This is a genomic window from Streptomyces sp. NPDC030165 (genome assembly GCF_055573595.1).
Map to the genome: position 1 here is coordinate 105,716 of NZ_JBVIBD010000016.1, position 21,575 is coordinate 127,290.

Consider the following 21,575-nt stretch of genomic DNA (forward strand, 5'->3'; position numbering starts at 1 on the left):
CGGCTGACGTGCCGTCATTTCGCCCGGGCCCTGCCCCGGCACGCGACTCCATGGGACCTGCGACGACAGAAGACAACCTCCTGGCGATCTCGGCGAGGGAAGGCAGACATGGAGTGGTGGGAGCAAGCAGCGTGCCTGGACGAGGACCCGGAGCTCTTCTTCCCCGTAGGGGTGACGGGCCCCGCCGCCCAGCAGCAGGCGGACGCCAAGACGGTGTGCCGCCGGTGCCCGGTGGCCGGCGAATGCCTGGACTGGGCCCTGCAAACCGGACAGAACTACGGCATCTTCGGCGGCACGGACGAGGAGGAACGCCGCAGGCTGACCACCCGCCGCCAACGCAAACGCCGGGCGGCTTGAAGGACGGCGGCGCTGAACTCCTCCGGGACTTGGCATCTGATCCCGGGGCGGCGCACCCGCCCCGGTCACTGACCGGGCCTGGCGTCACCGGGCCCGAAGCCGCGCGAAGACCGCCTTGACGGCGGTTCTGCCCCGCGCGCCCGCGCGGGGCGGGAGGGGGGTACGGTGTAAGACGCTCGATACGATCGGCAAAGTCTACGGCGGCGCGGGCAAGCCCAGCCGCCGCATCGGGAACCAGGCGTCCGAATATCGGGAACCAGGCGCCCCGGCTTCACCAACCGTCGCGCTCTCACTGCTGTGCACGGCCCTTTCGCCCAGGCAGGCCGGATTCCGGGCCTCGGCCCCGCACTCGGCCCGGCCGCGGATACAGAGGAGCCCCACATGACCGAGCGGCCCGCCATCGCCCTGGACCCCGAAGGCCGTGACCGGCACGGCGAGGACGCCCGGCTGCGCGCTCACGGTCCGCTCGTGCGGGTCGACGTGCTCGGCGTCGAAGCCTGGGCGGTCTCCGATCCCGTACTGCTGCGGCGGCTCCTCATGGACCCCCGCGTCTCGAAGGACGCCCGCCGCCACTGGCCCGCCTATCCCGACCGGATCGCGGGTGTCTGGCCGCTGGAACTGTGGGTGGCGGTGGAGAGCATGTTCACTGCGTACGGCGACGAACACCGCCGCCTGCGCCGCATCATCGGCCCCGCCTTCACCGCGCGCCGAGTCAACACCCTGGCACCGGTCATCGAGCACATCACCACCGGCCTGCTCGACGGCCTCGCCCCAACGCCTCCCGGTAGACCGGTGGACCTGCGGGAACACTTCGCGTATCCGCTCCCGATCCAGGTCATCTGCCACCTGGTGGGCCTGGCCGACGCGGACGTACCGCACTTTCGCCGTACCGTCGACAAGGTCTTCTCCACCGGACTGAGCCCGGCCGAGGCGAGCGCCAACGTCAAGGAGCTGTACGCGCTGCTGGCGGGTCTCGTCGCCGCCAAGCGGGCTGCCCCCGGTGACGACTTGGCCTCGGAACTCATCGCGGCGCGGGACAGCGAAAGGGGCGGCTCCCGCCTGACCGAGGCGGAACTGCTCGACACCCTCCTGCTCGTGATCAACGCCGGGTACGAGACGACCGTCGACCTGATCGACCAGGCCGTCACCGCCCTGCTCAGCCGGCCCGGCCGGCTCGCCCAGGTGCGGGCGGGCAGCGTCGGCTGGCACGACGTCGTGGAAGAGACGCTGCGCTGGGAGGCCCCGATCCCGTACCTGCCCATGCGGTACGCGGTGGAGGACATCCCGCTGCCCGGCCACGGCCCGACGATCCGCAAGGGGGACGCGATCCTCGCCTCGTACGCGGCCGCGAACCGGCATCCCGACGTGTACGGTGCCACCGCCGGCCACTTCGACCCCGCGAGAGCGGACAAGTCCCATCTCTCCTTCGGGCACGGGGTGCACGCCTGCCTGGGCGCCACACTCGCCCGGCTGGAAGGCGCGATCGCCCTGCGCGGCCTCTTCGAGCGCTTCCCCGCTCTCACCCTCGCCGTCCCCCCGAGCCGGCTGCGCCCCTTGCCGAGCTTCGTCTCCAACGGCCATCGGGAGCTGCCGGCCGTGCTCCGACCCGCGCCGGACGAAGGACACGGGAACTGACGGCTTCCGGGGCGTGCGTGCTTCACCGTCCGGTCGACAGGGTCATGGTGAGGACGCAGACGGCCGCAGCCGTCAGCGCGAAGGCGCAGCAGGTGAGTACGAGCCGGTGGCGGAGCGCCTCATAGTGGGCGGTGTACTCGGCGCGGAGCTGGTGGCACCGGGTGCGGATGCGTTCGAGGTCGCGGCGCGTGGCGGTGAGGCGTTCCTCGGTGTAGCAGCGGATGACCTCGTCGCGTTGGGCCGTGGTCAGCCAGGGCAGGCGGTCGGCGAACGTACGGGCCTCGTGGCTCGCGCGGTCGCGTTCGGCGTGCAGGAGGAGGTAGCCCTCCAGCCGTGCGAGGCCCGCGCCGGTGCCGGGGCCGGCTTCCGTTTCCATCAGCGCGCTCCTAGGCCGACGGCGACCTTCAACTCCTGCCACCCGGCCCGGGCTCGACCATGTCGCGGCGGCCGGTGTCCTCGCTCTGGTCCCGCACGGCGATCCCGGGGTGGTGGAGGTCGAAGGCGGGCGATTCCGAGCGGATGCGCGGGATGGTCAGGAAGTTGTGGCGCGGCGGCGGGCAGGAGGTGGCCCACTCCAGGGAGCGGCCGTAGCCCCACGGGTCGTCCGTCTCGACCTTCGTGCCGTACTTCGTCGTCTTCCAGACGTTGTAGAGGAACGGCAGGGTGGACAGGCCCAGCAGGAAGGAACCGACGCTGGAGATGGTGTTGAGCCAGGTGAAGCCGTCGGCGTGCAGGTAGTCGGCGTAGCGGCGGGGCATGCCCTCGGCACCCAGCCAGTGCTGGACGAGGAAGGTGGTGTGGAAGCCCACGAACAGCGTCCAGAAATGGATCTTCCCCAGGCGTTCGTCGAGCATCCTGCCGGTGAACTTGGGCCACCAGAAGTGGAAGCCGGCGAACATCGCGAAGACGACCGTGCCGAAGACGACGTAGTGGAAGTGCGCCACGACGAAGTACGAGTCGGTGACATGGAAGTCCATCGGCGGTGAGGCCAGGATGACGCCGGTCAGCCCGCCGAACAGGAAGGTCACCAGGAATCCGGTGACCCACAGCATCGGCGTCTCGAAGGACAGCGAGCCGCGCCACATGGTGCCGATCCAGTTGAAGAACTTCACCCCGGTGGGGATGGCGATGAGGAAGGACATGAAGGAGAAGAAGGGCAGCAGCACCGCGCCGGTGGGGAACATGTGGTGCGCCCACACGGTCACCGACAGGCCGGTGATGGAGATGGTGGCGGCCACCAGGCCCACGTAGCCGAAGATCGGCTTGCGGGCGAAGACCGGAATGATCTCGGTGACGACGCCGAAGAACGGCAGCGCGATGATGTAGACCTCGGGGTGGCCGAAGAACCAGAACAGGTGCTGCCACAGGATGGCCCCGCCGTTGGCGGGGTCGAAGATGTGCGCCCCGAACTTGCGGTCCGCCTCCAGGGCGAACATCGCGGCGGCCAGCACGGGGAAGGCCAGCAGCACCAGCACGCTGGTCAGCAGGACGTTCCAGGTGAAGACCGGCATGCGGAACATGGTCAGGCCCGGCGCCCGCATACAGATGATGGTGGTGATGAAGTTGACCGCGCCCAGGATCGTGCCGAAGCCGGAGAACGCCAGCCCCAGGATCCACATGTCGGCGCCGACGTTCGGCGTGTGCGTCGCGTCCGACAGCGGCGTGTAGGCGAACCAGCCGAAGTCCGGCGCGCCGTTCGGGGTGAGGAACGAGCCCACCGCGATCAGCGACCCGAAGAGGTAGAACCAGTACGCCAGCATGTTCAGCCGGGGAAAGGCTACGTCCGGTGAGCCGATCTGGAGCGGCATGATCGCGTTGGCGAACCCGGCGAACAGCGGCGTGGCGAACATCAGCAGCATGATCGCGCCGTGCATGGTGAAGGCCTGGTTGAACTGCTCACTCGAAATGATCTGCAGCCCCGGCCGGGCCAGCTCCGCCCGCATGGCCAGAGCCAGCAGGCCGCCGATGCCGAAGAAGACGAACGATGTCACCAGGTACATCGAGCCGATCTTCTTGTGGTCCGTGGTCGTCAGCCACGTCACCACGATCGCGCCCGGGTGCCGGCGCTCCGCCGGACCGGGTCCGGGATCCGCCGCCCGGTCTGCTGCTTCTGCCTGTCCCGCCACCGCTCCACGCTCTCTCTCACCAGCCGGAAGCCCGCGCCTATGCGAGCTGCCGATGCCCGCCCGAATCCCGGCTGAGACAAATTTACTGATATGGGGCAAATTCGTACCGTAAAACAGGCTTCTGTGGGGGGAGGCGGGCAGACATGCCGCGCCAGGTTTCCGGCCCACGGGCGGCGGCAGGCGACCGCCCCACGGGGCGCGCCCGCCGAACGACGACCGCGCATCCACGGGGCAGTCCCTCCCCCGCAGGTCAGCCGTCCTTGCCCAGGGCCTTGCGGACGGCGTCGCGGGTACGGTCGGCCATGGCGGCCAGCGGGCCGAGGACGGCGTTCTTGGCGCCGGATTCGACACCCGGGTGCGGGCGGGTCGGCGCGATCGCCTCGGCCGCCTCGACAGCCTTGGCCATCGAAGCCAGCCGCCCCGGGTCGTCCAGCCGCCGCAGCTGGGAGAACTCGTAGCGCTCCTCCGCGCGGGCGTGCCGCATCACGTCCGTCCGCAGGGACAGCAGCCGGGGCAGGAACGCCTTGTCCTCAGGGTCGATGCCCTCCAGGGCGGACAGGGCCTGCTTGGCGAGCTTCTCCTCCCCCAGCCGGTCGGCGACGATGTCGTCCCCGCCGTCCGCCACCCGCTTCACATACGGGTGGACGACCTCCTCCTCGGCCGTCTCGTGCACCGCCAGCATCCGCACCAGCCGCCGGAACGCGTCCCGGCGGGCATCGCCGCTGCTCTGCTCGACCTCGTCGAAGAGGTTGCGGATCTGCCCGTGCTGCGCCATCAGCAGCGCCACCACGCCCGGGCCCGGATTGACGTCCTCGGCCGGATCGGTCGTCGCCGCACCCACAGCCTCGTCGGCCCCGTGCGCGGCGGCCATCACCGGCCTCCCCGCAGGTCGGCGACCGGGTGCTCGCCCTCGGTCGCCAGCCGGTAGTCGCCGCCGATCAGCTTGTCGTGCTCGGCCAGCACCTGGTCACTGGGCGGCGTGGCACCGCCGTTGAGGGCCTCCTGCATCGCCTCGAACCGCTCGTGCGCCTCGCGCACGTAGCCCGCTCCCAGCGTGGTCAGGTCCAGCTGGTTGGTGATCAGCTCCCGCAGGTAGCCCTTGTTCGGCTCGAACGTCAGCACGTTGGGCAGCTGCGGGGCCAGCACCTCGGACGGCTCCCGCCCGTCGTGACGCCGCATCAGGTCGCAGGCGATGTGCAGGTGCTCCAGCTCCATGTTCAGGTGCAGCTCCCAGATCGCCCTGACCTTGGGGTCACTCTCCTGCTCCATGAAGGAGTGGTAGAGGTAGCACTCGTTGTACTCGTGGTCGACCAGCTGCTCCCACCACGTCTCGCCCGGGTCGACCAGCGACTCGTAGTGGGTGACGTGCTCCTCCTCGATCAGCCCGATCTCCTGGTAGAGCTGCCGGGCGATCGGCTCCATGTAGGTGGGGCCGGTGTTCATGTAGAAGTTCATCGTCTGCTGCTCGGCCGACATGACCGTCAGCGCGTGCAGCTTCGACAGCGGGTCGGTCTTGATCCGGTCGTACGGCTCGCGCACATTGTCCACCGGATGGCGGTGATGCAGCGGGGTGGGCCGGCCCGGCATCACCTCGGTCAGCCCGTCCACGATCGACTCCGCCTTGCGGTGCTCGATCATCTCGTACAGGTTCGCGTACCGGTACAGGTGGTCGAAGTCCTCCAGTACCCCGAACTGGTACGCCTGCTTCAGATACGGGTCCGGCTCCATCCGCGCCACCCACGCCGTCAGGTCGACGGCCACCTGCTCGTACGCGATGGTCGTCTCCAGCACCGACGAGACCCCCGGCAGCAGCCAGTTGACGGCTTTCTGCTGCTGCGCCTCGATGTAGCGGGTCCTGGCGAGCTGCTGCTTGATCTCCATGTCCGGACAGTGCCGGGCCAGTTGGTGACTGAAGAGGATCGCCTCGACCTCGATCCCGTTCATCGTGATGATCCGGCACCGCGTGTACGGATCACAGTGGTCCGGGTCGATCGGCGTCACGTTCAGCTCACGCCAGTTCCGCACCTGCCGGTCCAGGGGAATGCCCCGCTGCTCCAAGGGATTGAACGACATCAGGCCCTCCAGCCCTGTCGTGGTGAGGCGGACCAGCACCGAGTGCCCCTTCCCCGCGGTTGAAACAGCGGCAGCCCGCCGCGATCACCCGGACAGCGCACGCCCATCCGGAGCTCGGGACCGACGGCCGGACCGGGCCGAACACGACGCCGACGGTCGCCGGCTTCGGGCAGGAGGGCCCGCGCGGGCGGCGGTCCAGGGCCGCTCCGGTGACTGTGCGCCGGGCAGGGCGGTGCGTCATCCGGGCACGGCGCTGTGCGGGGAAGCCCCTTCCGGCGGGGCTGGGGCGGCGGCGTTGGCCTCCATGATCGCGGCGGCCAGTTGTTGCTGGGTGGCTTCGGGCAGTACGCCTCCCCGGAGGCTGTCGACCAGGTCCTGGGCGAGGCGGTGCAGTTTGGTGTTGGTCTTCTGGGACGTGGTGACCAGGACGGCCCAGGCCGCCTCGGGACTGAGGGTGAAGGTGGCCATGAGGATGCCGCGGGCCAGATCGATGGCCGGGCGGGTGCGCATGGCGCGGCGCAGCTGGGCCAGCTCCCTGTGCAGCTCTTCGTCGGTGTCCCGGTCGGTGTCCTGGCGCGGGGTGCGGCTTCGGGGCAGGGAGCGGGGCGCGCTCCGGTCGTCCGGGGCCCGGGTGTCGAACAGTTCCCGGGTGCCGGTCAGGTCCAGGATCTGGTCGACGGCGAGGCTGCTGGTCCGGATGGTGACGGTCTTGTTCCGGTTCAGGGCCCGGCTGCGCAGGCGCAGCAGGATGCCCAGGCCGGCGCAGTCGCAGAAGTGCACGGCGCCGAGGTGCAGGTCGAGGCCGTGTACGGCGTGGCCGAGGGCGGCATGCAGGGCCGGTTCGACGTGCCGGCCGGTGTCCAGGTCGAGTTCTCCGCGGACCACGACGCCGGCGCGGTCACCGTCCGCGGTCACCTCGATGGCCATCAGGCACGGCTCGGTTCGGGCCGGTGGCGCCGTGGCGGCTTGTCCGGGGGTGTTCCCCGGGAGTGGGGGTGCGCTGTGTGCAGGCTCCGGCATGGCCTTCCTCTCCCTGGTCAGCTCACCTGCTTCCGCGTCCAGGCTCGCCCCACCGCCCCATATACGTCAACCAATACATGAAGAAGGTTACGTGCATCTTGGTGCGCGAATTGCTGATCAGCAGGATCGGGCCGGAGGGTCAGCGCCAGGCCTGTCGTTCCTGGCTGCGGGGGTCGTCGACCTGGGTCCACTCGGCGTCGATGCGCATCGTGGCCCGGCGCTCGCCGTCGTACGGGTCCCAGCCGGGGCCGCCGCTCCCGGCGAACCGGACCCATGTCCCGTGCATGCGGGCGGCGAGATCCGCGGGGGGCTTGTCAGGGCCGAGCAGGGCGGCGGATCCGTGCAGCTGCGGAAGGTGGGCGACATCGAAGACGAAAGGCAGCTCGACCGCGTGGGTGGCGCCCAGCTCTCCGTCCAGGGCGTGGGAGCGCCAGGCGAACTCGTACGCGTAGGTGGCGGATTCGGGGTGGGCGGCATGCGCGCCGGCCAACGCCCGGCTACCCGCGCCGAACAGCGCGTCGCCCATGATGGCGGAGCGCAGCTCGCCGAAGGAGGCTTCGGGGCGTGCCTTCCGGTACGTCTCGACGAGTCGCGCCGGCTCCGGGTGCGAGCGCGCCGCCGCATCGTCGACGTCCCCGGCGGTCGAGGTGGCGTACGTGCCCACCGGGACCAGATAGAGGTTCCCTTCCTCGGTATTGGTCCCGATGAGCAGGTCGACGCCGTTGCTGAGGCCGGCGGCGACGGATTCGGCGGGCTGCGTGTCGAGGACCAGGCTGAAAGGGCTGAGTCCGATCAGCGGGTCGTGGTGCGTCTCGGTTCGCAGGCCGATGCCCGCGAGCCGGGAAGCGGCTGCGACCAGACGGTCGTCGGAGATGTCTGCGAAGGCATCGACGTGGGGCTCGGCGCCCAGAGCCTCGGCCGCTGCCCGGGTGACGCGAGCGGCCTGCTCGGTGGTGAACGCCCCCAGTCCGCTGCCGCTTTGGATGACCGCCCGGTGGAAGAGACCTGCGGCTTCGGGGGTGGCGAGGACACCGCCGACGATGGTCGCCCCGGCCGACTGGCCGAAGAGGGTGACGTTGTGCGGGTCACCGCCGAAGACGGCGATGTTCTCCTGGACCCAGCGCAGCGCGGCGACGACGTCGAGCAGGCCGCGGTTGGCGGGCGCGCCGGGGAGGTCGAGGAATCCGGCGATGCCGAGCCGGTAGTTGAGGGTGACGAGGACGACACCGTCGCGGGCGAAGGCGGAGCCGTCGTACAGCGCGGACCGCGTCGATCCGGCGACGAATCCGCCGCCGTGGACGAACACCATGACCGGCAGGCCGCCGTTGGCGGCGGTGGGCGTCCAGACATTGACGGTGAGGTAGTCCTCGCCGCGACTCCAGCCGGTGCCGAAGTAAGGGGACATGTCGATGCTGCCGAGCTTGCGCTCGGACTGCGGCGCATTGGGCCCCGGCACGGTGGCGTCCCGTATGCCGTCCCACGGCTCGTGCGGCTGCGGCGGCCCGAACCGGCCGGCGCCGTGGGGCGGGGCGGCGTAGGGGATGTTCAGGAAAGCGGCGGTGTCGCCCTGGCGCAGGCCGCGGACGGCTCCCTGCGCCGTGGTCACGACGGGCTCGGGGTGGCGGCTCATGTCTCGTGCCTTTCCGCAGGGCTCAGGCCTGCTCGGTGTACGGGGCGAAGGGGGCCCAGCCCTTGACGGCGAACTTGCCTCCCTCGCGCACCACCTCGGCGGCGCCGTGGCCGCCCAGGTGCGCGGGGATCACGAGTGCGTTGTTGTCGGCCGCCCAGCCCAGCACCTTGCGGCGGGTGGCGCGGGCGCCCGCGGGGTCCTCGCAGAAGCAGCTGTTGGAGTCGGGCTCGATGATCTGCACGGGGCTGTGCAGCAGGTCGCCGACGAACACCGCGCGGTCCGTCCCGGAGGTGAGGGTCAGTACGCAGGAGCCGGGGGTGTGTCCGGGAGCCGCGTCGAGGCGGAGACCGGCGTCGATCCGGTGGCTGTTTTCCCACAGCAGCGTCAGGCCGGCCTGGTGCACCGGGGCCACGCTGTCCTCGAAGACATTCTGGTTGCCGCGGCCGAGCAGCGGCTTGTGGCCGTTCTCGGGATTCCAGAAGTCGAAGTCGTCCTTCGGCATCAGATAGGTGGCGTTGGGAAAAGTGGGCACCCACTGCCGGCCGTCCAGGTACGTGTTCCAGCCGACGTGATCGATGTGGAGATGCGTGTTGATCACGATGTCCACGTCCTCGGGCGCGACGCCGGCGCGCGCGAGATTTTCCAGGAAACCTGTTTCGAGGCGGTTCCAGACCGGCGCGTACGGGCGGTCCTTGTGGTTGCCCACGCCGGTGTCGACGAGGATGGTCCTGCCCGCGCTGCGCAGCAGCCAGGTCTGGATCGCGGACTTGACGGTATGGGTCTTTGCATCGAGGAAATGCGGAGTCAGCCAGGAGGCACCGCTGTTCCACACTTCCTCCGGGCTTCCCGGGAAGAAGGTGTCAGGTGTCATTTCGACGGAACCGAAGTACTCCCATACCCGTGTGATGGATACGTCGCCCAGCTTGATGTGTTCCATGAGACGTCCTTGGAAAGGCGGAGGTTTTCCTGGAACCGTACGAGCGGCCTGGGCGCTCGCGGTATCCGTAACGTGACTGCACCCGCGCGCACGGCCCGGGCACCGGGCCGGCCGCTTGTAGCCTGGTGAGCCGGGGCCAGGCGACTCCGGTCGAAAGCCGCGATTACGGGAGACTCCGTGGACGAGCACACAGGCGACCGCGGTGCGGTCACGGGACCGAAGCCGGGTCCGGGGGAGCTCATCGTCGGCCGGGACGCGGAATCGGCACGCCTCTTTCGTGCGGTGGACTCGGTGTCGGCCGACCCGGTGCTGAAGCTCGTCGGCGATGTGGGCACGGGCAAGAGCACCCTGCTGGAGCACGCGGTGCGCCGGGCCGAAGCCGGCGGCGCTCGCGTACTGCGCGCCGTCGGGAGCGAGTCGGAGTCGAGCCTGGCGTTCTCCGCACTGCACCAGTTGCTGCGGCCGGTGCCGGCCGAGGTGGCCGCACTGCCGGAAAGGCAGCGCGCTGCGGTGCTGGACGCCTTCGGCGAGGGGTCGGCCACGTCGGGTCCCGGTCCCATGCTGGTCGGGGTCGCCGTCCTGAACCTGTTGTCAGGCCTGGGTGACCATCAGCCCGTACTCGTGGTGCTGGACGATGCGCAGTGGTTCGACCGTGCTTCCCTGGACGCGCTGTCCTTCGCCGCCAGACGGCTGGAAGGTGAACCGGTCACGATGCTGATCGGGGCCCGTGGCGGCGACCACCTTCCGGGATTCGACCCTCATGTGCCGCTGCTCACCCTGGGGCCGCTCGACAACGCTGCGGCCCACCAGCTGCTGGACCTGCAGCCGAAGAGCCCCATGGGCCGTACCAGGTCGCGCATCCTCGACCAGGCAGGCGGCAACCCGCTGGCGCTGGTGGAGTTGGCCAGATCAGCCTCAGCACGGGACACGGCTGCGGCCCTGCCGTCCGCAGGTCCGCTTCCGCTCACCGATCACCTGGAACGGGTCTTCGCCGACCGCCTGAGCGGCCTCCCCGCCTCCACCACGCGGGCTCTGCTGCTCCTGGCCGCGATGGACAGCGCCGACCCCGCGATCTCCGTCTCGGCGGGGCTGCCGCGCGCCGAGGACGCGGCCTGGCTGCCGGCCGGGCAGGCCGGGCTGGTCCGGCGGGCCGGCCGTGACGTCCGGTTCCGCCACCCACTGGTCCGGTCCGCCGTGTATCACGCCGCGTCCTCGGGTGCCCGGCGCGAGGCTCACCTCGCGCTCGCCGCCATGCTGCGGGACGAACCGGACCGGCGTGCCTGGCATCTTGCCGCAGCTTGCCCGCACCCGGACGCTGCCGTGTCGGCGGAGCTGGAGCGGACCGCCGACCGGGCCCGCCGCCGCGGCGGCCAGGCAGCGGCGGCCCAGGCCCTGCAGCGCGCCGCGGAACTCGCACCGCGGCGCGAGGACAGTGCCCGGCTGCTGGTCGAAGCCGCCGCGGCGGCCGTGTTCACCGGGGACATCGCCTGGGTCGAGGAGCTGGTCGCCGCGGCACGCACGCGCACGGATGACGCGACCCTGCTGGCCTCCGCCGCCGTGCAGGCCGCACGGCTGGCGATCCTGACCGTGCGCCACACCGTGGTCTTCTCCCGACTGGCCGACATGGCCGAGCAGTTGGCGGCCTCCCAGCCCGCCGCCGGGCTGGACCTCGTGGCCGGCGCCGCCGTCGTCCGCTTCTATTCCGGAGAGGACACCCATCGCCACCGCATCCAGGACCTCCTGCGGCGCCTTCCCGCGAACGCCTCGTACGCAGGCTTGCGTACCTGGACGAGGGCCGTGTCGGACCCCTTCGAGGACCGGCCCCGATTCCTTTCCCTGCTGCCGCAGTTGGCTGCCGAGGCGGCAGACCGGCCGGAACGGCTCACCGCCGTCGGGATCATGGCATGGCTCCTGGACGAGACCCCACAGGCCGTCCGCGCCTTCGACGGGGCCTTCGACCGCTGGGAGCTGCAAGGAGCACTGCCCGAGGGGCTGGGCGGCGCGGTGGCCTGGGCTTATGTGGAGCGCGGACGGTGGGAACAGGCCCGTGAGGCCTGCGCCCGCATCACCGCGGTCGGCCGGGCGGCCGGCCTCGACCACGCCGTGGCCTGTGCGGCCACCGTGGACGCCACCGTGCTGGCCTTCCAGGGCGATGCGTCCTCGGCCCGGACCCGGGCCGAGGACGCGCTCATGCTGATCGATCCGCTGGAAAGCCGCTCGGTCGCGGTCTATGCCCGTCGTGCGCTCGGTGCCGCGGAAGCCGCGGAAGGTGCCTACGAGACCGCGTACGGCCATCTCCGCAGGGTCTTCACGGCGGACGGCGCGCCCGTGCACTACCACGCCTCCAACCCGGCCCTCGCGGATCTGGCCGCCGCCGCTGTGCGCTGCGGCCGCCACGAGGAGGCGGTCGCGATCGTCGAGCGCTCGGCATCCGCGCTGGCGGACCACGCTTCACCGCGCCTGCGCGCGCTGATCAGCCGAGCCCGTGGCCTGCTGGCGGACCCCGAGGACGCCGAACCGCACTTCCGGGCGGCTCTGGCGGACCCGGCACTGGAGTACTGGCCCTTCGAACGCGCACAGACCCTGCTCGACCTCGCCGAATGGCTGCGGCGCCGTCGGCGCATCGCAGAGGCGCGTGGGCCGCTCACCGAGGCCCTGGAGATCTTCCGTCGCCTGAGCGCGCGCCCGTGGATCGAACGTGCCCGGGCCGAATCGCGCGCCGCCGGCCTCGACGTCACGCATGCGGCCCCCGACGCGCTCGCCGAACTTTCCCCGCAACAGCAGCAGATCGTCCGGCTCGCCGCCCGCGGACTGACCAACCGTGAGATCGGCGAGAAGCTCTTCCTCTCCCCGCGCACGGTCAGCTCCCACCTCTACCGCAGCTTCCCCAAGCTGGGCATCACCGCCCGTTCCCAGCTGCGCGACCTCATCGAGGGGACCCTCGCGACGGCGGCCCGCCAGGGGTAGGGACACGTCCGGCCATGGAGGCGGTCACTTGACGCGTCACCTCTCCCCCATCCACGAGGGGCGCTCCGGCACCTACCGCACCGACCCCGGCAGGTTCCTGCGGCACCCGGCCGAAGCCGGCCTGACCGTGGCCTCGCCGCTCTCCCCGCTCCTCCACGACGAAGCAGCCCGCACCACCCTCCCCGACGCGGCTCAGCGGGACGCAGACGGTACGGCCTCACGCTGCCCGGAGTGCCGGGCCGACGGGTGCAGGGTGAGTCCGGCGACCGCTCCGCCGTCGGGGGCGTTGGCGAAGCGCAGGCTGGCGCCGAGGACGCGGGCCTGGCCTTCGGCGATCGTGAGCCCGAGGCCGTGTCCGCCGCTCTGCTTGCCGCCGAAACAGGGGCTGCCTAGCGTGCCGGACACGGGTGCACTCCGGCGCCCGTGTGGAACACGTTCTTCCCTGAAGGAGCGCTCATGTCCGAGCACGCGATGTCACAGGCCCGCCGTCCCCGGCGCACCGGGCCGCGTGCCGCCCTGACCCTCGCGGTCGCCGGCGCCGCTCCCGCCGTACCGGCCGGCGCGGCGTTCGCCACGCCCAAGGTCGTCTACCAGCACGACGGCAAGACGGTGAAGACCTTCGCCCTGCCCCATGGCCCCGGCTGACGCCGACTGACCCTCCGATCCAGGCCCGCCGACGGCCCCCGGCTGCACTCTGCAACCGGGGCCGCCTCGTGGTCCGGTGGCCGTCAGCGCTGGGTACATGTACCGGTATGGGCTTACGGCGGGTGCGGTGGGCCGCGGTGGTGGCGCGAGCGCGGCAGATCGCGGTGGGTTACGGGGCGGGCAACTGCACGCTGCGTCAGTTGCACTACCGGCTGGTCGCCGAGGGCCTGATCGCGAACTCGCCGCCGATGTACCGCCGGCTGTCGGCGAGGTGCGCCGAAGCCCGGCGCCTGGGCGACTTCCCGGACCTGGCCGGCACCCCGCGCGAAGTCCACGTCCCACCCGCCTGGCCGGACGCAGGCGCGTTCCTTGAGGAGGTGGTCGACCGGTTCGGCCTGGACCGCACACAGGGCCAGCACTGCGCGCTCCACCTCGCGGCCGAGAAGGACACGCTGCGTTCACTGATGTCCGGCTGGGTGGCCGAGCTGGGCATTCCGGTGCTGGTGGTGCGCGGCTTCGACTCCCAGCCGTACGTCGATGCCGTACGGGCCCGCGCGGCCCGTGACCCCCGGGAGCACCGGCTGCTGTACGTCGGGGACTGCGACGCGTCGGGGGAGGACGTCGAACGGGACTTCGTGACCCGTACCGGCTGCTGGAGCGCGGTCGAGCGGGTCGCCCTCACCTACGAGCAGGCCCTCGCTTACGGCCTGCCCACGGCGGAGGGCCGGCGCGGCGACCCGGGCTGGCGGGCCTTCGCCCGCCGCCATGGCCTCGATCCCGCCCGCCCGGTGCAGTGGGAGGTCGAAGCCCTGGACCCGGACGAACTCAAGCGCCTGGTCCTCGCCGCCGTCGCGCCCCACGTCGACCGCACGGTCCTGGCCCGGCATATCGCGCTCGAAGACGAACAGCGGCACGCCCTGCGGCGCTTCGCCCGCAGCTGGCCGGACGGCTTCCGTGTACCGGGCACGACGGCGGAGGACGTCACGGCCGCCGAGCCCACCGTGACCTCTCCGGCGCGGCAGGACCCTGCCGTGGTGGAGCGGTTCTGGACGACTCAGTTGATGCGCGATGCCGAGCCCTTGCCGATGCCGGACCACGACGACGGTGAAGGGGGCGGCCCGGGAGTGTAGGCGAACCGGGCCGGTCCCTAGTTCACCCCGGCGCTGAGTTCACCGAAGAGCTTGTTGGCCGCGGGAGAGGTGAACTGGCGCTCCAGTTCGGCCCGGGCGATCTGCTTGCGGAACTCCCCCGCGTAGGAAGCGTCGCCGGCGTTGTGCACCAGTTCGGTGATCCATGCCGCGAAGGCCTGGTAATTCCAGATGTGGCGGAGGCAGGTGTCCGAGTAGCTGTCGAGCAGACTCGCGTCGTCATGACGGGCCTGGCGGACAAGGGCACGGGCCAGGACCTCGGCGTCGTAGAGGGCGAGGTTGAGCCCCTTCGCACTCATCGGAGGGACGATGTGTGCCGCGTCCCCGAGCAGATACAGCCTGCCGTGGCTCATGGGGCTGTACACCACGCACCGAAGAGGCACGATCCGCTTGTCGATGATCCGGCCGATCGGCACGGGGGTGCAGAAACGGGCTTCCATTTCGCTCCGGACACGCTCGTCCGGCCACTGCGCGGGGGTGTCACCGGCCGGGCACTGGAGGTAGAGACGGCTGGCGTGCGCACCGCGAGGGAGCATTCCGGCGAGGCCGCGGGAGTGTATCGCCATGCCCAGGGGCTTGGCCGGTACCTGGGCGAGGACGCTGAGCCACGAATACCCGTACTCGTGGGAGTAGCGGGTGAGGGCGTCGGCGGGAATGGACGCCCTGCTGACGCCGTGGTAGCCGTCGCAGCCGGCGATGAAGTCGCAGTTCACGATGTGCGTCGAGCCGGTGGTGTCCCGATAGCGCACGCGGGGGCACTCGCCGTCGGCGTCTTCCAGGGAAACGCCGGCGGCCTCGAAGCGGAGGTCGCCGCCGCCGCGCAGGAAGACGTCCGTGAGGTTCCGGACGAGAACCTGCTGAGGACAGAAGATGCTGTCGCGGTTGTCGTCCCCGTCGAACTCCATCGGGAGTTCTTCACCGTCGACCCAGAAAGCGCTTCCGGCCTCCGGAACGGGGTCGCCCTCCAGCACCCCCGCGAGCCCCCATTCGCGGAACATGCGCACCCCGCGGCCGTCGATCGCTCCCGCTCGTTGCCGCTGCTCGACGTATTCCCGCGCGTGCTTCTCGAGAATGACGCAGGCAACTCCGTTGCACAGCAGGAAATTCCCGAGCGTGAGCCCGGCCACCCCGGCCCCTACGACAACGACGACGGTGTTCTCACCAACGACGGCGGTGTTCTCATGTGGTGCGCCCATGCGGTGCCGAGCCTCCTCGAAGAGAGCGGTGGTCGGACACGCCGGGGCACGGGCGACGGTGCGTCCGGACGGTGCGGCGTGCCGACCACCACTGTGGAATCCGGCAGCGGTCGCCACCAACCGGTGAACGGACACCGCATGCCGAAAACCCGCCGACTCACTCGGCGAGCCCTGCCTGCCGGCTGAGCCCTGGGGGCCGTACGGCTACTTCCGGCCCTCGCGCAGGCCCGCTCGGTAGCGGCCCGGTGTCTGGCCGACGACCTCGGTGAACGCGTCGATGAAGCTGGAGGGGTTGGACCACCCGCAGTCCATCGCGGTCTCGGTGACGGACCAGCCGTCGGTGAGGTGGACCAGGGCGTGGTGGATGCGCAGGATGGTGCGCCAGCGGTGGAAGCTCATACCGAGTTCGGTGTGGAACAGGCGGCTCAGGGTGCGATCGCTGGCTCCCGCCTCGCGCCCCAGCTCGGCCAGGGTCGCGCTCCGGCCGGGGTCGGCGTGCAGGAGATCGGTGACGGCACGCAGCCGGCCGTCGCGGGGCTCGGGCAGGTGCAGGGACTGCTCGGGGGGCTCGGCGAGTTCGTCGACCAGCACCGCGAGCAGCCGTTCGTACGCGCCGAGGCGGAACTCACGCCGATCGGTCAGCGCCAGCAGGGCCTCGCGCAGCAAGGGGCTCACCGCGAACACGCTGGGGTGCGGGACGAGTTGGCCGCACAGGGCGAGCGGGACGGCGACGAGGCGGACGTCGGTCCTGCCGTAGAAGCGGTGGGAGTGGGCGAAGCCGGGCGGCGTCCAGGTGACCCGGTTGGCCGGGGCCACCCAGGTCCCGCGTGCGGTCGTGGTGGCCAGGGCGCCGGCGGCCGCGTACACCAGCTGACCCTGGGGGTGGGAGTGGGGGTCGACGTGGTAGCCATGCGGAAGCCAGCCTCCCCCATCAGGTGTCATGGCCCGGGGCTTCGAGGGCGGCGGGGAAGGCTGGCGGGTTTCCGGCATCGGCCGTCAGTCTACCGGCGGTACGGCCCCTGCGGCGGGCCCAGGGATCCCGTCCGCACCGCGTCAGACCCGCGGCCCGGCCACCTCGGGCGCCGCCTGCTGCCGCGCGGGGACGGCGGTCTCGGCGGCGGGCGCGGTGCGGCGTGTGGTGGCCAGGGTGAGGACGACGATGGCCACGCCGCAGGCGGTGACGATCCAGTACCCCGGGAGCACCGCCTGTGTGAACGGCGTACCGGAGCGGTGCAGGCCGGCGGTGAGTACCGCGCCGAGCACGGCGACCCCCAGCGCCTGCCCGAACTGGCGGCTGGTGGAGACGATCGCCGCGGCCACGCCCGCCTGTTCCTTCGGCATGCCGGACATGGCCGCGTTGGTGACAGGCGTGTTGGCCAGCCCGACGCCGATACCGATCAGGACGTACGCGGTGAAGAGCAGCGCATCGGTCCTGAGGGCGCCTCCGGTGGCGAGCAAGGCACCGCCCGCGGTGGTGGCGGCGCCGGCCAGAAGCAGCGGCAGCCGGGGGCCTCGGGTGGCGGTCAGCCGTCCGGAGAGCGGCGAGGTGACGATGTTCATGACGGCCATGGGCAGCAGGTACAGGCCCGCGGCCAGGGCCGACAGGCCGCGGACGTTCTGCAGGTAGAGCGTGTTGAGGAAGAGGAACCCGCCGAGTACGAAGAACGAGCAGACCGCCATGACACTGGCTCCGCTGAACCCGGCGCTGCGGAAGACCCTCAGGTCCACCAGCGGTTCGGTGCGCCGGCGCTCGTAGAGGACGAGTGCGAGGAGCGCGGCCGGCGCGGCCAGGGCGCAGGCGAGGGTGCGTGGCGTGGTCCATCCGGTGCCGGGCCCCTCGATGATCGCGTACGTCAGGCAGCCCAGCAGCACGATGACCAGGATTTGCCCGACGGGGTCCACCCGGCGCGGCCGGGGCGCACGGGACTCCGGTACGAAGCGTGCGGCGCAGGCGAACGCGGCCAGCCCGATCGGCAGATTGAGCCAGAAGATCGACCGCCAGCCCAGGCCTTGGACGAGCACCCCGCCCACCATCGGGCCGACCGCCATCGCCACCCCCATCACAGCGCCCCAGACGCCGATCGCCCGGGCGCGTTCGCGGGGTTCGGCGAAGGTGTTGGTGATGATGGACATGGCCACCGGGTTGAGCATCGAGGCGCCGACGGCCTGGACGATGCGGAAGGCGATGAGCCAGCCCAGGCCGGGGGCCAGTCCGCACAGGAGCGAGCCGAGGGTGAACAGGGCCAGACCGGTCTGGAAGACGCGGCGGCGGCCGAGCCGGTCCCCGGCGGAGCCGGCGAGCATCAGCAGCGCGGCCAGCACGATCAGGTAGGCGTCGGTGGTCCACTGCAGTCCGGAGAGCGGACTGTGCAGGTCGCGCTGCATCGCCGGCAGCGCCACGTTGAGCACCGTGTTGTTGAGGTTGCCGAGGAACACGCTCGTGCAACAGACCGCCAGGACGAGATTGCGTTCCCGACGGGTGAGTTCGGCCTGAGTGGACACAGCCGGGCCCACCGTCCTTTCTTCGTGGGCCTCCGCGCCGCCCCTGTCACGTTCCCTGCCCGCCGCGCGCAGATCGCTGCGGTGGGTCCAGCGTGCCCCGGGAGCCCGTCCGCAGGGAGGCCCTGCCAAGGGGGCCCTGGCAGGGCCCCCCTCGGCCGACCCGGTGAATGCATACTGCATCTGTGAGCAACATGCCGGTGGGGAACAGAACGGAGCTGGGCGACTTCCTGCGCAGCCGAAGGGGCCGCGTCGCACCGCAGGAGGCGGGTCTGCCGCCGTCGGCGGGGCGCCGGCGTACGGCCGGGCTGCGGCGCGAGGAGGTCGCGATCCTGGCCGGCGTCAGCATCGAGTACTACCGGCGCCTGGAGCAGGGCAAGCAGCAGCGGCCGAGTCCTGCCGTGCTGGAGGCCATCGGACAGGTGCTCAAGCTGACCGACGACGAGCGCCGCCACCTCGCGGAGCTGAGCCGCGGCCGGGCCTCGGCACCGGCCGCCGGCGCGCGGACGGGCCGGACCTCGCGCGCGGTCCGGGAGGAGGTCCGCCGCATGCTCGACATCGCGCACCCGTACCCGGCCTGTGTGCTGAGCCGGTCCAGCGACCTGCTGGCCGCCAACCGGGGCGCGCTGCGCCTCTTCCCCGGCATCGAGGACTGGCCCGAGCACGAGCGCAACACCGCGCGCTACGCCTTCGTCCACCCCTTCGCCCGTGAGCTGTACGCCGACTGGGAGGACGTGGCCCACGGCGTGGTCGCCCACCTGCGCGCCGCCGTGGTGGTGTACCCGGGCGCGCCGGACATCTGCAGGCTCGTCGACGAACTCTCCGCCCGCAGTGCCGAGTTCGCTTCCCTGTGGCAGCGCTACGAGGTCCGGGCACGCACCAACGGGCGCAAGGTGTACCACCTTCCTGAGGCGGGCCGGCTGACGCTGACGTACGAGGCTTTCGACGTGGCCCGCAGCGAAGGCCAGCGACTGGTGGTCTACCAGGCGCCGCCGGGGACACCGGACCACGAGGCGCTGCTGCGCCTGTCGGCCTGAGCGCCCGGCCGGAAGCCGGCGAACGGTAACCGGCAACTGGGACGGCAGATGCCGGCCGGGTCAGAACCGGTCCGCCCCGCCCCGCCCCGCCTCAGCCGATCCCGGATACCTGAACCGCAAATTGCCGGACCTTAATTCCCTCTCGCAATTCACGATGCCGCGCCACTAACGCCACTCTCTTCCCCTCACGCGAGTTGCGCGAATACCCCCGAAAACACCCCGGGCAATCGGCACATCCCCCTTGGGGCACTTCGCCATACCCGCCCGGACTCACCCTGTACACACCCTCCACCAACGCCCTGACCTGCCGAAATAACGCTTGAACAGGAAACTATATTTTTTCTCCAATACCCTTACCCGACCGTCGGTTGACGAAGATTTAACTATGCCGTTTGTCACGCGAGCGCCCTTCCGGCGGCTGTGTTAGCGTCAGGGCCATGCCGAATTTAATTCCTGAATCTGCCGAGCGCTTCAGCAAGTTCGCGGAATTCTACGACCGCGTCCGCCCCAAACCCCCCGAGGAACTCACCGACCTGCTGCGCCAATGGTCGGGGGTCGCCGACCCGGCCGTGGTCGACATCGGGTGCGGCACCGGACTGTCCGCCACGATCTGGCCCAAGGTGACCGGCGTGGAGCCCTCCCCCGAGATGCGGGCCGTCGCCGCCCGGCGTGGCATCCACGTGGTGGACGGTACGGCCGAGGAGACCGGGCTGCCGGACGGCTGCGCGGACATCGTGACGGTGAGCCACGCCCTGCACTGGTTCGACGCCGCCCTGGCCTTTCCGGAGATCGCCCGCATCATGCGGCCGGGCGCGGTACTGGCCGCCTTCGACTTCGACTGGCCGCCCGCCGTCGACCCCGAAGTCGACGCCGCTTACCGGGACTTCGAGGTCGCGCACACGGCCCTGGAGGCCGAGCGCGGGCTGCGCCCCAGCTTCGCCCCCAAGAGCGAGCACGTGGCGCGCCTGCGCGAAAGCGGCCTGTTCCGGCACGTCAACGAGGTGTGCCTGCACATGAAGGAGACCGACGGCGCCGCCCGATTCGTCGACTTCGCGGCGAGTCAGGGCGGGGTGATCGCGCTGCTCGAACAGGGCGTCGGCGAGGACGCGCTCGGCCTCACCCGGCTGCGGGAGGTGGCGGAGCGCCGGATGGCCGGCGGGCGGACGTGGTGGTGGACCTGCCGGGTCCGCCTCGCCGTGCGCTGACCGGTCCCACCACACCAGTTCTACGGGGGAGGAAACAACGTGGGACGCCTCGTCCTGCCCGAATGCCAGGGTTACCCGCGGCTGGCCGAACTCGTCCGCCGCTGCCCCGGTGGCGACGCGATCGAAGTCTTCACCGATCCGTACGCCACACCGTCCCGGCTCGCCGAGCGCATCCGCGGCGCCCGTACCGTGCTGCACTTCTTCCACGGACGGCCGCTGGACACCGGCGTCCTGCTGGCAGAACGGCCGCGGGAGGTCGTGGTGGCGGGCCCGGCCGGCCGGGCGGTCGACACCGACGCCGCCCGGTCCGCCGGCATCGCGGTCCACGACACTCCGGGGCTGGCCGCCGACTCGGTGGCCGAGTTCACGCTGACCCTGTTGCTGATGCTGGCCCACCGGGTGCCGACGGCCGTCGGCACCGCTCCGGGCTGGCAGCCGGCCGCGGGCCGTGAACTGTCCGGGGCGCTGCTGGGGATCGTCGGATGGGGACGGGTCGGTTCCCGGGTGGCCCGCCTGGCGCAGGGCATCGGGATGCGGGTCGCGGCCTGGTCGCCGTCCCTTGACGAGCGTGCGGCCCGGGCGGCCGGAGTCACCCGCATGCCTCTCGACGCCCTGCTGGGCACGGTGGACGCGGTGAGTGTCCACCTGCGGGCCACACCAGGGAACCAGGAGATCATCGACGCGCGCCGGCTCGCCCTGCTCGGTCCCCGGACCCTGCTGGTCAACACCGCCCGCGCCGCGCTGGTCGACATGACCGAGCTGCGCCGGCGGCTGGCCGCCGGGCTGCTGGGCGGGGTGGCGCTGGACGTCTTCGACATCGAACCGCTGCCCGCCGACGACCTCCTGCGCCGGCACCCGAACTCGCTGGCGACCCCGCACATGGCGTGGATGACCGATGACGCCGTCGGCCGCTTCCTGGCCGCCGCCGTCGCCTTCGCCGTGTCGGGGGACACCGGCCCCGGCCTGGTCCGGCGGGTCGTCTGACATCGCCCCGGGTCGGGGGGGGTGTCACCAGCGGGGGGAGGAGAGGGGGGGGTCCCCCACGACATCGCCCCACCAGTCCCCCCACCCACAACCTCCCCCCCCACCACCAATCCTCT

Annotated in this window: 18 protein-coding genes and 1 pseudogene; 8 read left to right on the forward strand and 11 right to left on the reverse strand. The window is 71.2% G+C overall.

Annotation, left to right across the window (positions count from 1 at the left end; all coding sequences use genetic code 11):
* The first annotated feature begins 108 nt into the window (after window positions 1-108).
* The gene (locus ACZ4Z1_RS27740; RefSeq protein ID WP_468489352.1) at window positions 109-357 is read left to right on the forward strand and encodes a WhiB family transcriptional regulator; all 249 of its coding nucleotides are present in this window, start codon (window positions 109-111) and stop codon (window positions 355-357) included.
* A 381-nt stretch (window positions 358-738) separates the two neighbouring features.
* The gene (locus ACZ4Z1_RS27745) at window positions 739-1,992 is read left to right on the forward strand and encodes a cytochrome P450 family protein (RefSeq protein WP_468489353.1); all 1,254 of its coding nucleotides are present in this window, start codon (window positions 739-741) and stop codon (window positions 1,990-1,992) included.
* 22 nt (window positions 1,993-2,014) lie between these two features.
* Here ACZ4Z1_RS27745 and ACZ4Z1_RS27750 read toward each other — a convergent pair whose 3' ends face one another.
* The 7 genes from ACZ4Z1_RS27750 to ACZ4Z1_RS27780 form a co-directional block, all read right to left on the reverse strand.
* Complete coding sequence (locus tag ACZ4Z1_RS27750; protein WP_468489354.1) at window positions 2,015-2,368, reverse strand: hypothetical protein; 354 nt, start codon at window positions 2,366-2,368, stop codon at window positions 2,015-2,017.
* Between the two features lie 28 nt (window positions 2,369-2,396).
* Window positions 2,397-4,118, reverse strand: coding sequence for an aa3-type cytochrome oxidase subunit I (gene ctaD, locus ACZ4Z1_RS27755; protein ID WP_468489355.1), 1,722 nt, complete (start codon window positions 4,116-4,118; stop codon window positions 2,397-2,399).
* Between the two features lie 250 nt (window positions 4,119-4,368).
* The gene (locus ACZ4Z1_RS27760; protein WP_468489356.1) at window positions 4,369-4,989 is read right to left on the reverse strand and encodes a hemerythrin domain-containing protein; all 621 of its coding nucleotides are present in this window, start codon (window positions 4,987-4,989) and stop codon (window positions 4,369-4,371) included.
* Window positions 4,989-6,191, reverse strand: coding sequence for a hypothetical protein (locus ACZ4Z1_RS27765; RefSeq protein WP_468489464.1), 1,203 nt, complete (start codon window positions 6,189-6,191; stop codon window positions 4,989-4,991). Before ACZ4Z1_RS27765 ends, ACZ4Z1_RS27760 begins: the two co-directional genes overlap by 1 nt.
* 237 nt (window positions 6,192-6,428) lie before the next feature.
* Window positions 6,429-7,118, reverse strand: a complete 690-nt coding sequence (locus ACZ4Z1_RS27770; RefSeq protein WP_468489357.1) for an ANTAR domain-containing protein — start codon at window positions 7,116-7,118, stop codon at window positions 6,429-6,431.
* A gap of 232 nt (window positions 7,119-7,350) precedes the next feature.
* A complete protein-coding gene (locus tag ACZ4Z1_RS27775) occupies window positions 7,351-8,841 on the reverse strand; it encodes a carboxylesterase/lipase family protein (RefSeq protein ID WP_468489358.1) in 1,491 nt (496 codons plus the stop codon).
* 22 nt (window positions 8,842-8,863) lie between these two features.
* Window positions 8,864-9,778 carry an MBL fold metallo-hydrolase gene (locus ACZ4Z1_RS27780; RefSeq protein ID WP_468489359.1) on the reverse strand — a complete coding sequence of 305 codons (915 nt, stop codon included), beginning with the start codon at window positions 9,776-9,778 and terminating at the stop codon, window positions 8,864-8,866.
* 177 nt (window positions 9,779-9,955) lie between these two features.
* Between ACZ4Z1_RS27780 and ACZ4Z1_RS27785 the strand changes: the two genes are divergently transcribed.
* A complete protein-coding gene (locus ACZ4Z1_RS27785; RefSeq protein WP_468489360.1) occupies window positions 9,956-12,745 on the forward strand; it encodes a helix-turn-helix transcriptional regulator in 2,790 nt (929 codons plus the stop codon).
* Between the two features lie 192 nt (window positions 12,746-12,937).
* Here the strand turns inward: ACZ4Z1_RS27785 and ACZ4Z1_RS27790 are convergent.
* A pseudogene (locus ACZ4Z1_RS27790) lies at window positions 12,938-13,117 on the reverse strand (two-component sensor histidine kinase); the annotation flags it as partial.
* Between the two features lie 84 nt (window positions 13,118-13,201).
* Here ACZ4Z1_RS27790 and ACZ4Z1_RS27795 point away from each other — a divergent pair.
* Together ACZ4Z1_RS27795 and ACZ4Z1_RS27800 are read left to right on the forward strand one after the other, a co-directional pair.
* Entirely contained in the window at window positions 13,202-13,390 is a 189-nt protein-coding gene (locus ACZ4Z1_RS27795; protein ID WP_468489361.1) for a hypothetical protein, read from the forward strand.
* Window positions 13,391-13,497: 107 nt separating this feature from the next.
* Complete coding sequence (locus tag ACZ4Z1_RS27800) at window positions 13,498-14,520, forward strand: hypothetical protein (RefSeq protein ID WP_468489362.1); 1,023 nt, start codon at window positions 13,498-13,500, stop codon at window positions 14,518-14,520.
* A 17-nt stretch (window positions 14,521-14,537) separates the two neighbouring features.
* Here ACZ4Z1_RS27800 and ACZ4Z1_RS27805 read toward each other — a convergent pair whose 3' ends face one another.
* The 3 genes from ACZ4Z1_RS27805 to ACZ4Z1_RS27815 form a co-directional block, all read right to left on the reverse strand.
* The gene (locus ACZ4Z1_RS27805) at window positions 14,538-15,734 is read right to left on the reverse strand and encodes a 4-hydroxybenzoate 3-monooxygenase (RefSeq protein WP_468489363.1); all 1,197 of its coding nucleotides are present in this window, start codon (window positions 15,732-15,734) and stop codon (window positions 14,538-14,540) included.
* Between the two features lie 204 nt (window positions 15,735-15,938).
* On the reverse strand, window positions 15,939-16,676 hold the full coding sequence (locus ACZ4Z1_RS27810) for a helix-turn-helix domain-containing protein (RefSeq protein WP_468489364.1): 738 nt from the start codon (window positions 16,674-16,676) through the stop codon (window positions 15,939-15,941).
* Between the two features lie 111 nt (window positions 16,677-16,787).
* The gene (locus tag ACZ4Z1_RS27815) at window positions 16,788-18,236 is read right to left on the reverse strand and encodes an MFS transporter (protein ID WP_468489365.1); all 1,449 of its coding nucleotides are present in this window, start codon (window positions 18,234-18,236) and stop codon (window positions 16,788-16,790) included.
* 191 nt (window positions 18,237-18,427) lie between these two features.
* On the opposite strand from ACZ4Z1_RS27815, the gene ACZ4Z1_RS27820 reads away from it, so the two are divergent.
* The 3 genes from ACZ4Z1_RS27820 (at window position 18,428) to ACZ4Z1_RS27830 (ending at window position 21,459) form a co-directional block, all read left to right on the forward strand.
* Entirely contained in the window at window positions 18,428-19,270 is an 843-nt protein-coding gene (locus tag ACZ4Z1_RS27820; protein ID WP_468489465.1) for a helix-turn-helix transcriptional regulator, read from the forward strand.
* 437 nt (window positions 19,271-19,707) lie between these two features.
* A complete protein-coding gene (locus ACZ4Z1_RS27825) occupies window positions 19,708-20,475 on the forward strand; it encodes a class I SAM-dependent methyltransferase (RefSeq protein WP_468489366.1) in 768 nt (255 codons plus the stop codon).
* 39 nt (window positions 20,476-20,514) lie between these two features.
* Window positions 20,515-21,459, forward strand: a complete 945-nt coding sequence (locus ACZ4Z1_RS27830; protein ID WP_468489367.1) for an NAD(P)-dependent oxidoreductase — start codon at window positions 20,515-20,517, stop codon at window positions 21,457-21,459.
* Window positions 21,460-21,575 lie beyond the last annotated feature (116 nt).

Excerpts from the sequence above, each read along its gene's own strand:
- ACZ4Z1_RS27740 (WP_468489352.1), top strand. The coding sequence starts at position 109 with ATGGAGTGGTGGGAGCAAGCAGCGTGCCTGGACGAGGACCCGGAGCTC.
- ACZ4Z1_RS27745 (WP_468489353.1), top strand. The coding sequence starts at position 739 with ATGACCGAGCGGCCCGCCATCGCCCTGGACCCCGAAGGCCGTGACCGG.
- ACZ4Z1_RS27750 (WP_468489354.1), bottom strand. The coding sequence starts at position 2,368 with ATGGAAACGGAAGCCGGCCCCGGCACCGGCGCGGGCCTCGCACGGCTG.
- ACZ4Z1_RS27760 (WP_468489356.1), bottom strand. The coding sequence starts at position 4,989 with ATGGCCGCCGCGCACGGGGCCGACGAGGCTGTGGGTGCGGCGACGACC.
- ACZ4Z1_RS27765 (WP_468489464.1), bottom strand. The coding sequence starts at position 6,191 with ATGTCGTTCAATCCCTTGGAGCAGCGGGGCATTCCCCTGGACCGGCAG.
- ACZ4Z1_RS27770 (WP_468489357.1), bottom strand. The coding sequence starts at position 7,118 with ATGGCCATCGAGGTGACCGCGGACGGTGACCGCGCCGGCGTCGTGGTC.
- ACZ4Z1_RS27775 (WP_468489358.1), bottom strand. The coding sequence starts at position 8,841 with ATGAGCCGCCACCCCGAGCCCGTCGTGACCACGGCGCAGGGAGCCGTC.
- ACZ4Z1_RS27780 (WP_468489359.1), bottom strand. The coding sequence starts at position 9,778 with ATGGAACACATCAAGCTGGGCGACGTATCCATCACACGGGTATGGGAG.
- ACZ4Z1_RS27795 (WP_468489361.1), top strand. The coding sequence starts at position 13,202 with ATGTCCGAGCACGCGATGTCACAGGCCCGCCGTCCCCGGCGCACCGGG.
- ACZ4Z1_RS27800 (WP_468489362.1), top strand. The coding sequence starts at position 13,498 with ATGGGCTTACGGCGGGTGCGGTGGGCCGCGGTGGTGGCGCGAGCGCGG.
- ACZ4Z1_RS27805 (WP_468489363.1), bottom strand. The coding sequence starts at position 15,734 with ATGGGCGCACCACATGAGAACACCGCCGTCGTTGGTGAGAACACCGTC.
- ACZ4Z1_RS27810 (WP_468489364.1), bottom strand. The coding sequence starts at position 16,676 with ATGACACCTGATGGGGGAGGCTGGCTTCCGCATGGCTACCACGTCGAC.
- ACZ4Z1_RS27820 (WP_468489465.1), top strand. The coding sequence starts at position 18,428 with ATGCCGGTGGGGAACAGAACGGAGCTGGGCGACTTCCTGCGCAGCCGA.
- ACZ4Z1_RS27825 (WP_468489366.1), top strand. The coding sequence starts at position 19,708 with ATGCCGAATTTAATTCCTGAATCTGCCGAGCGCTTCAGCAAGTTCGCG.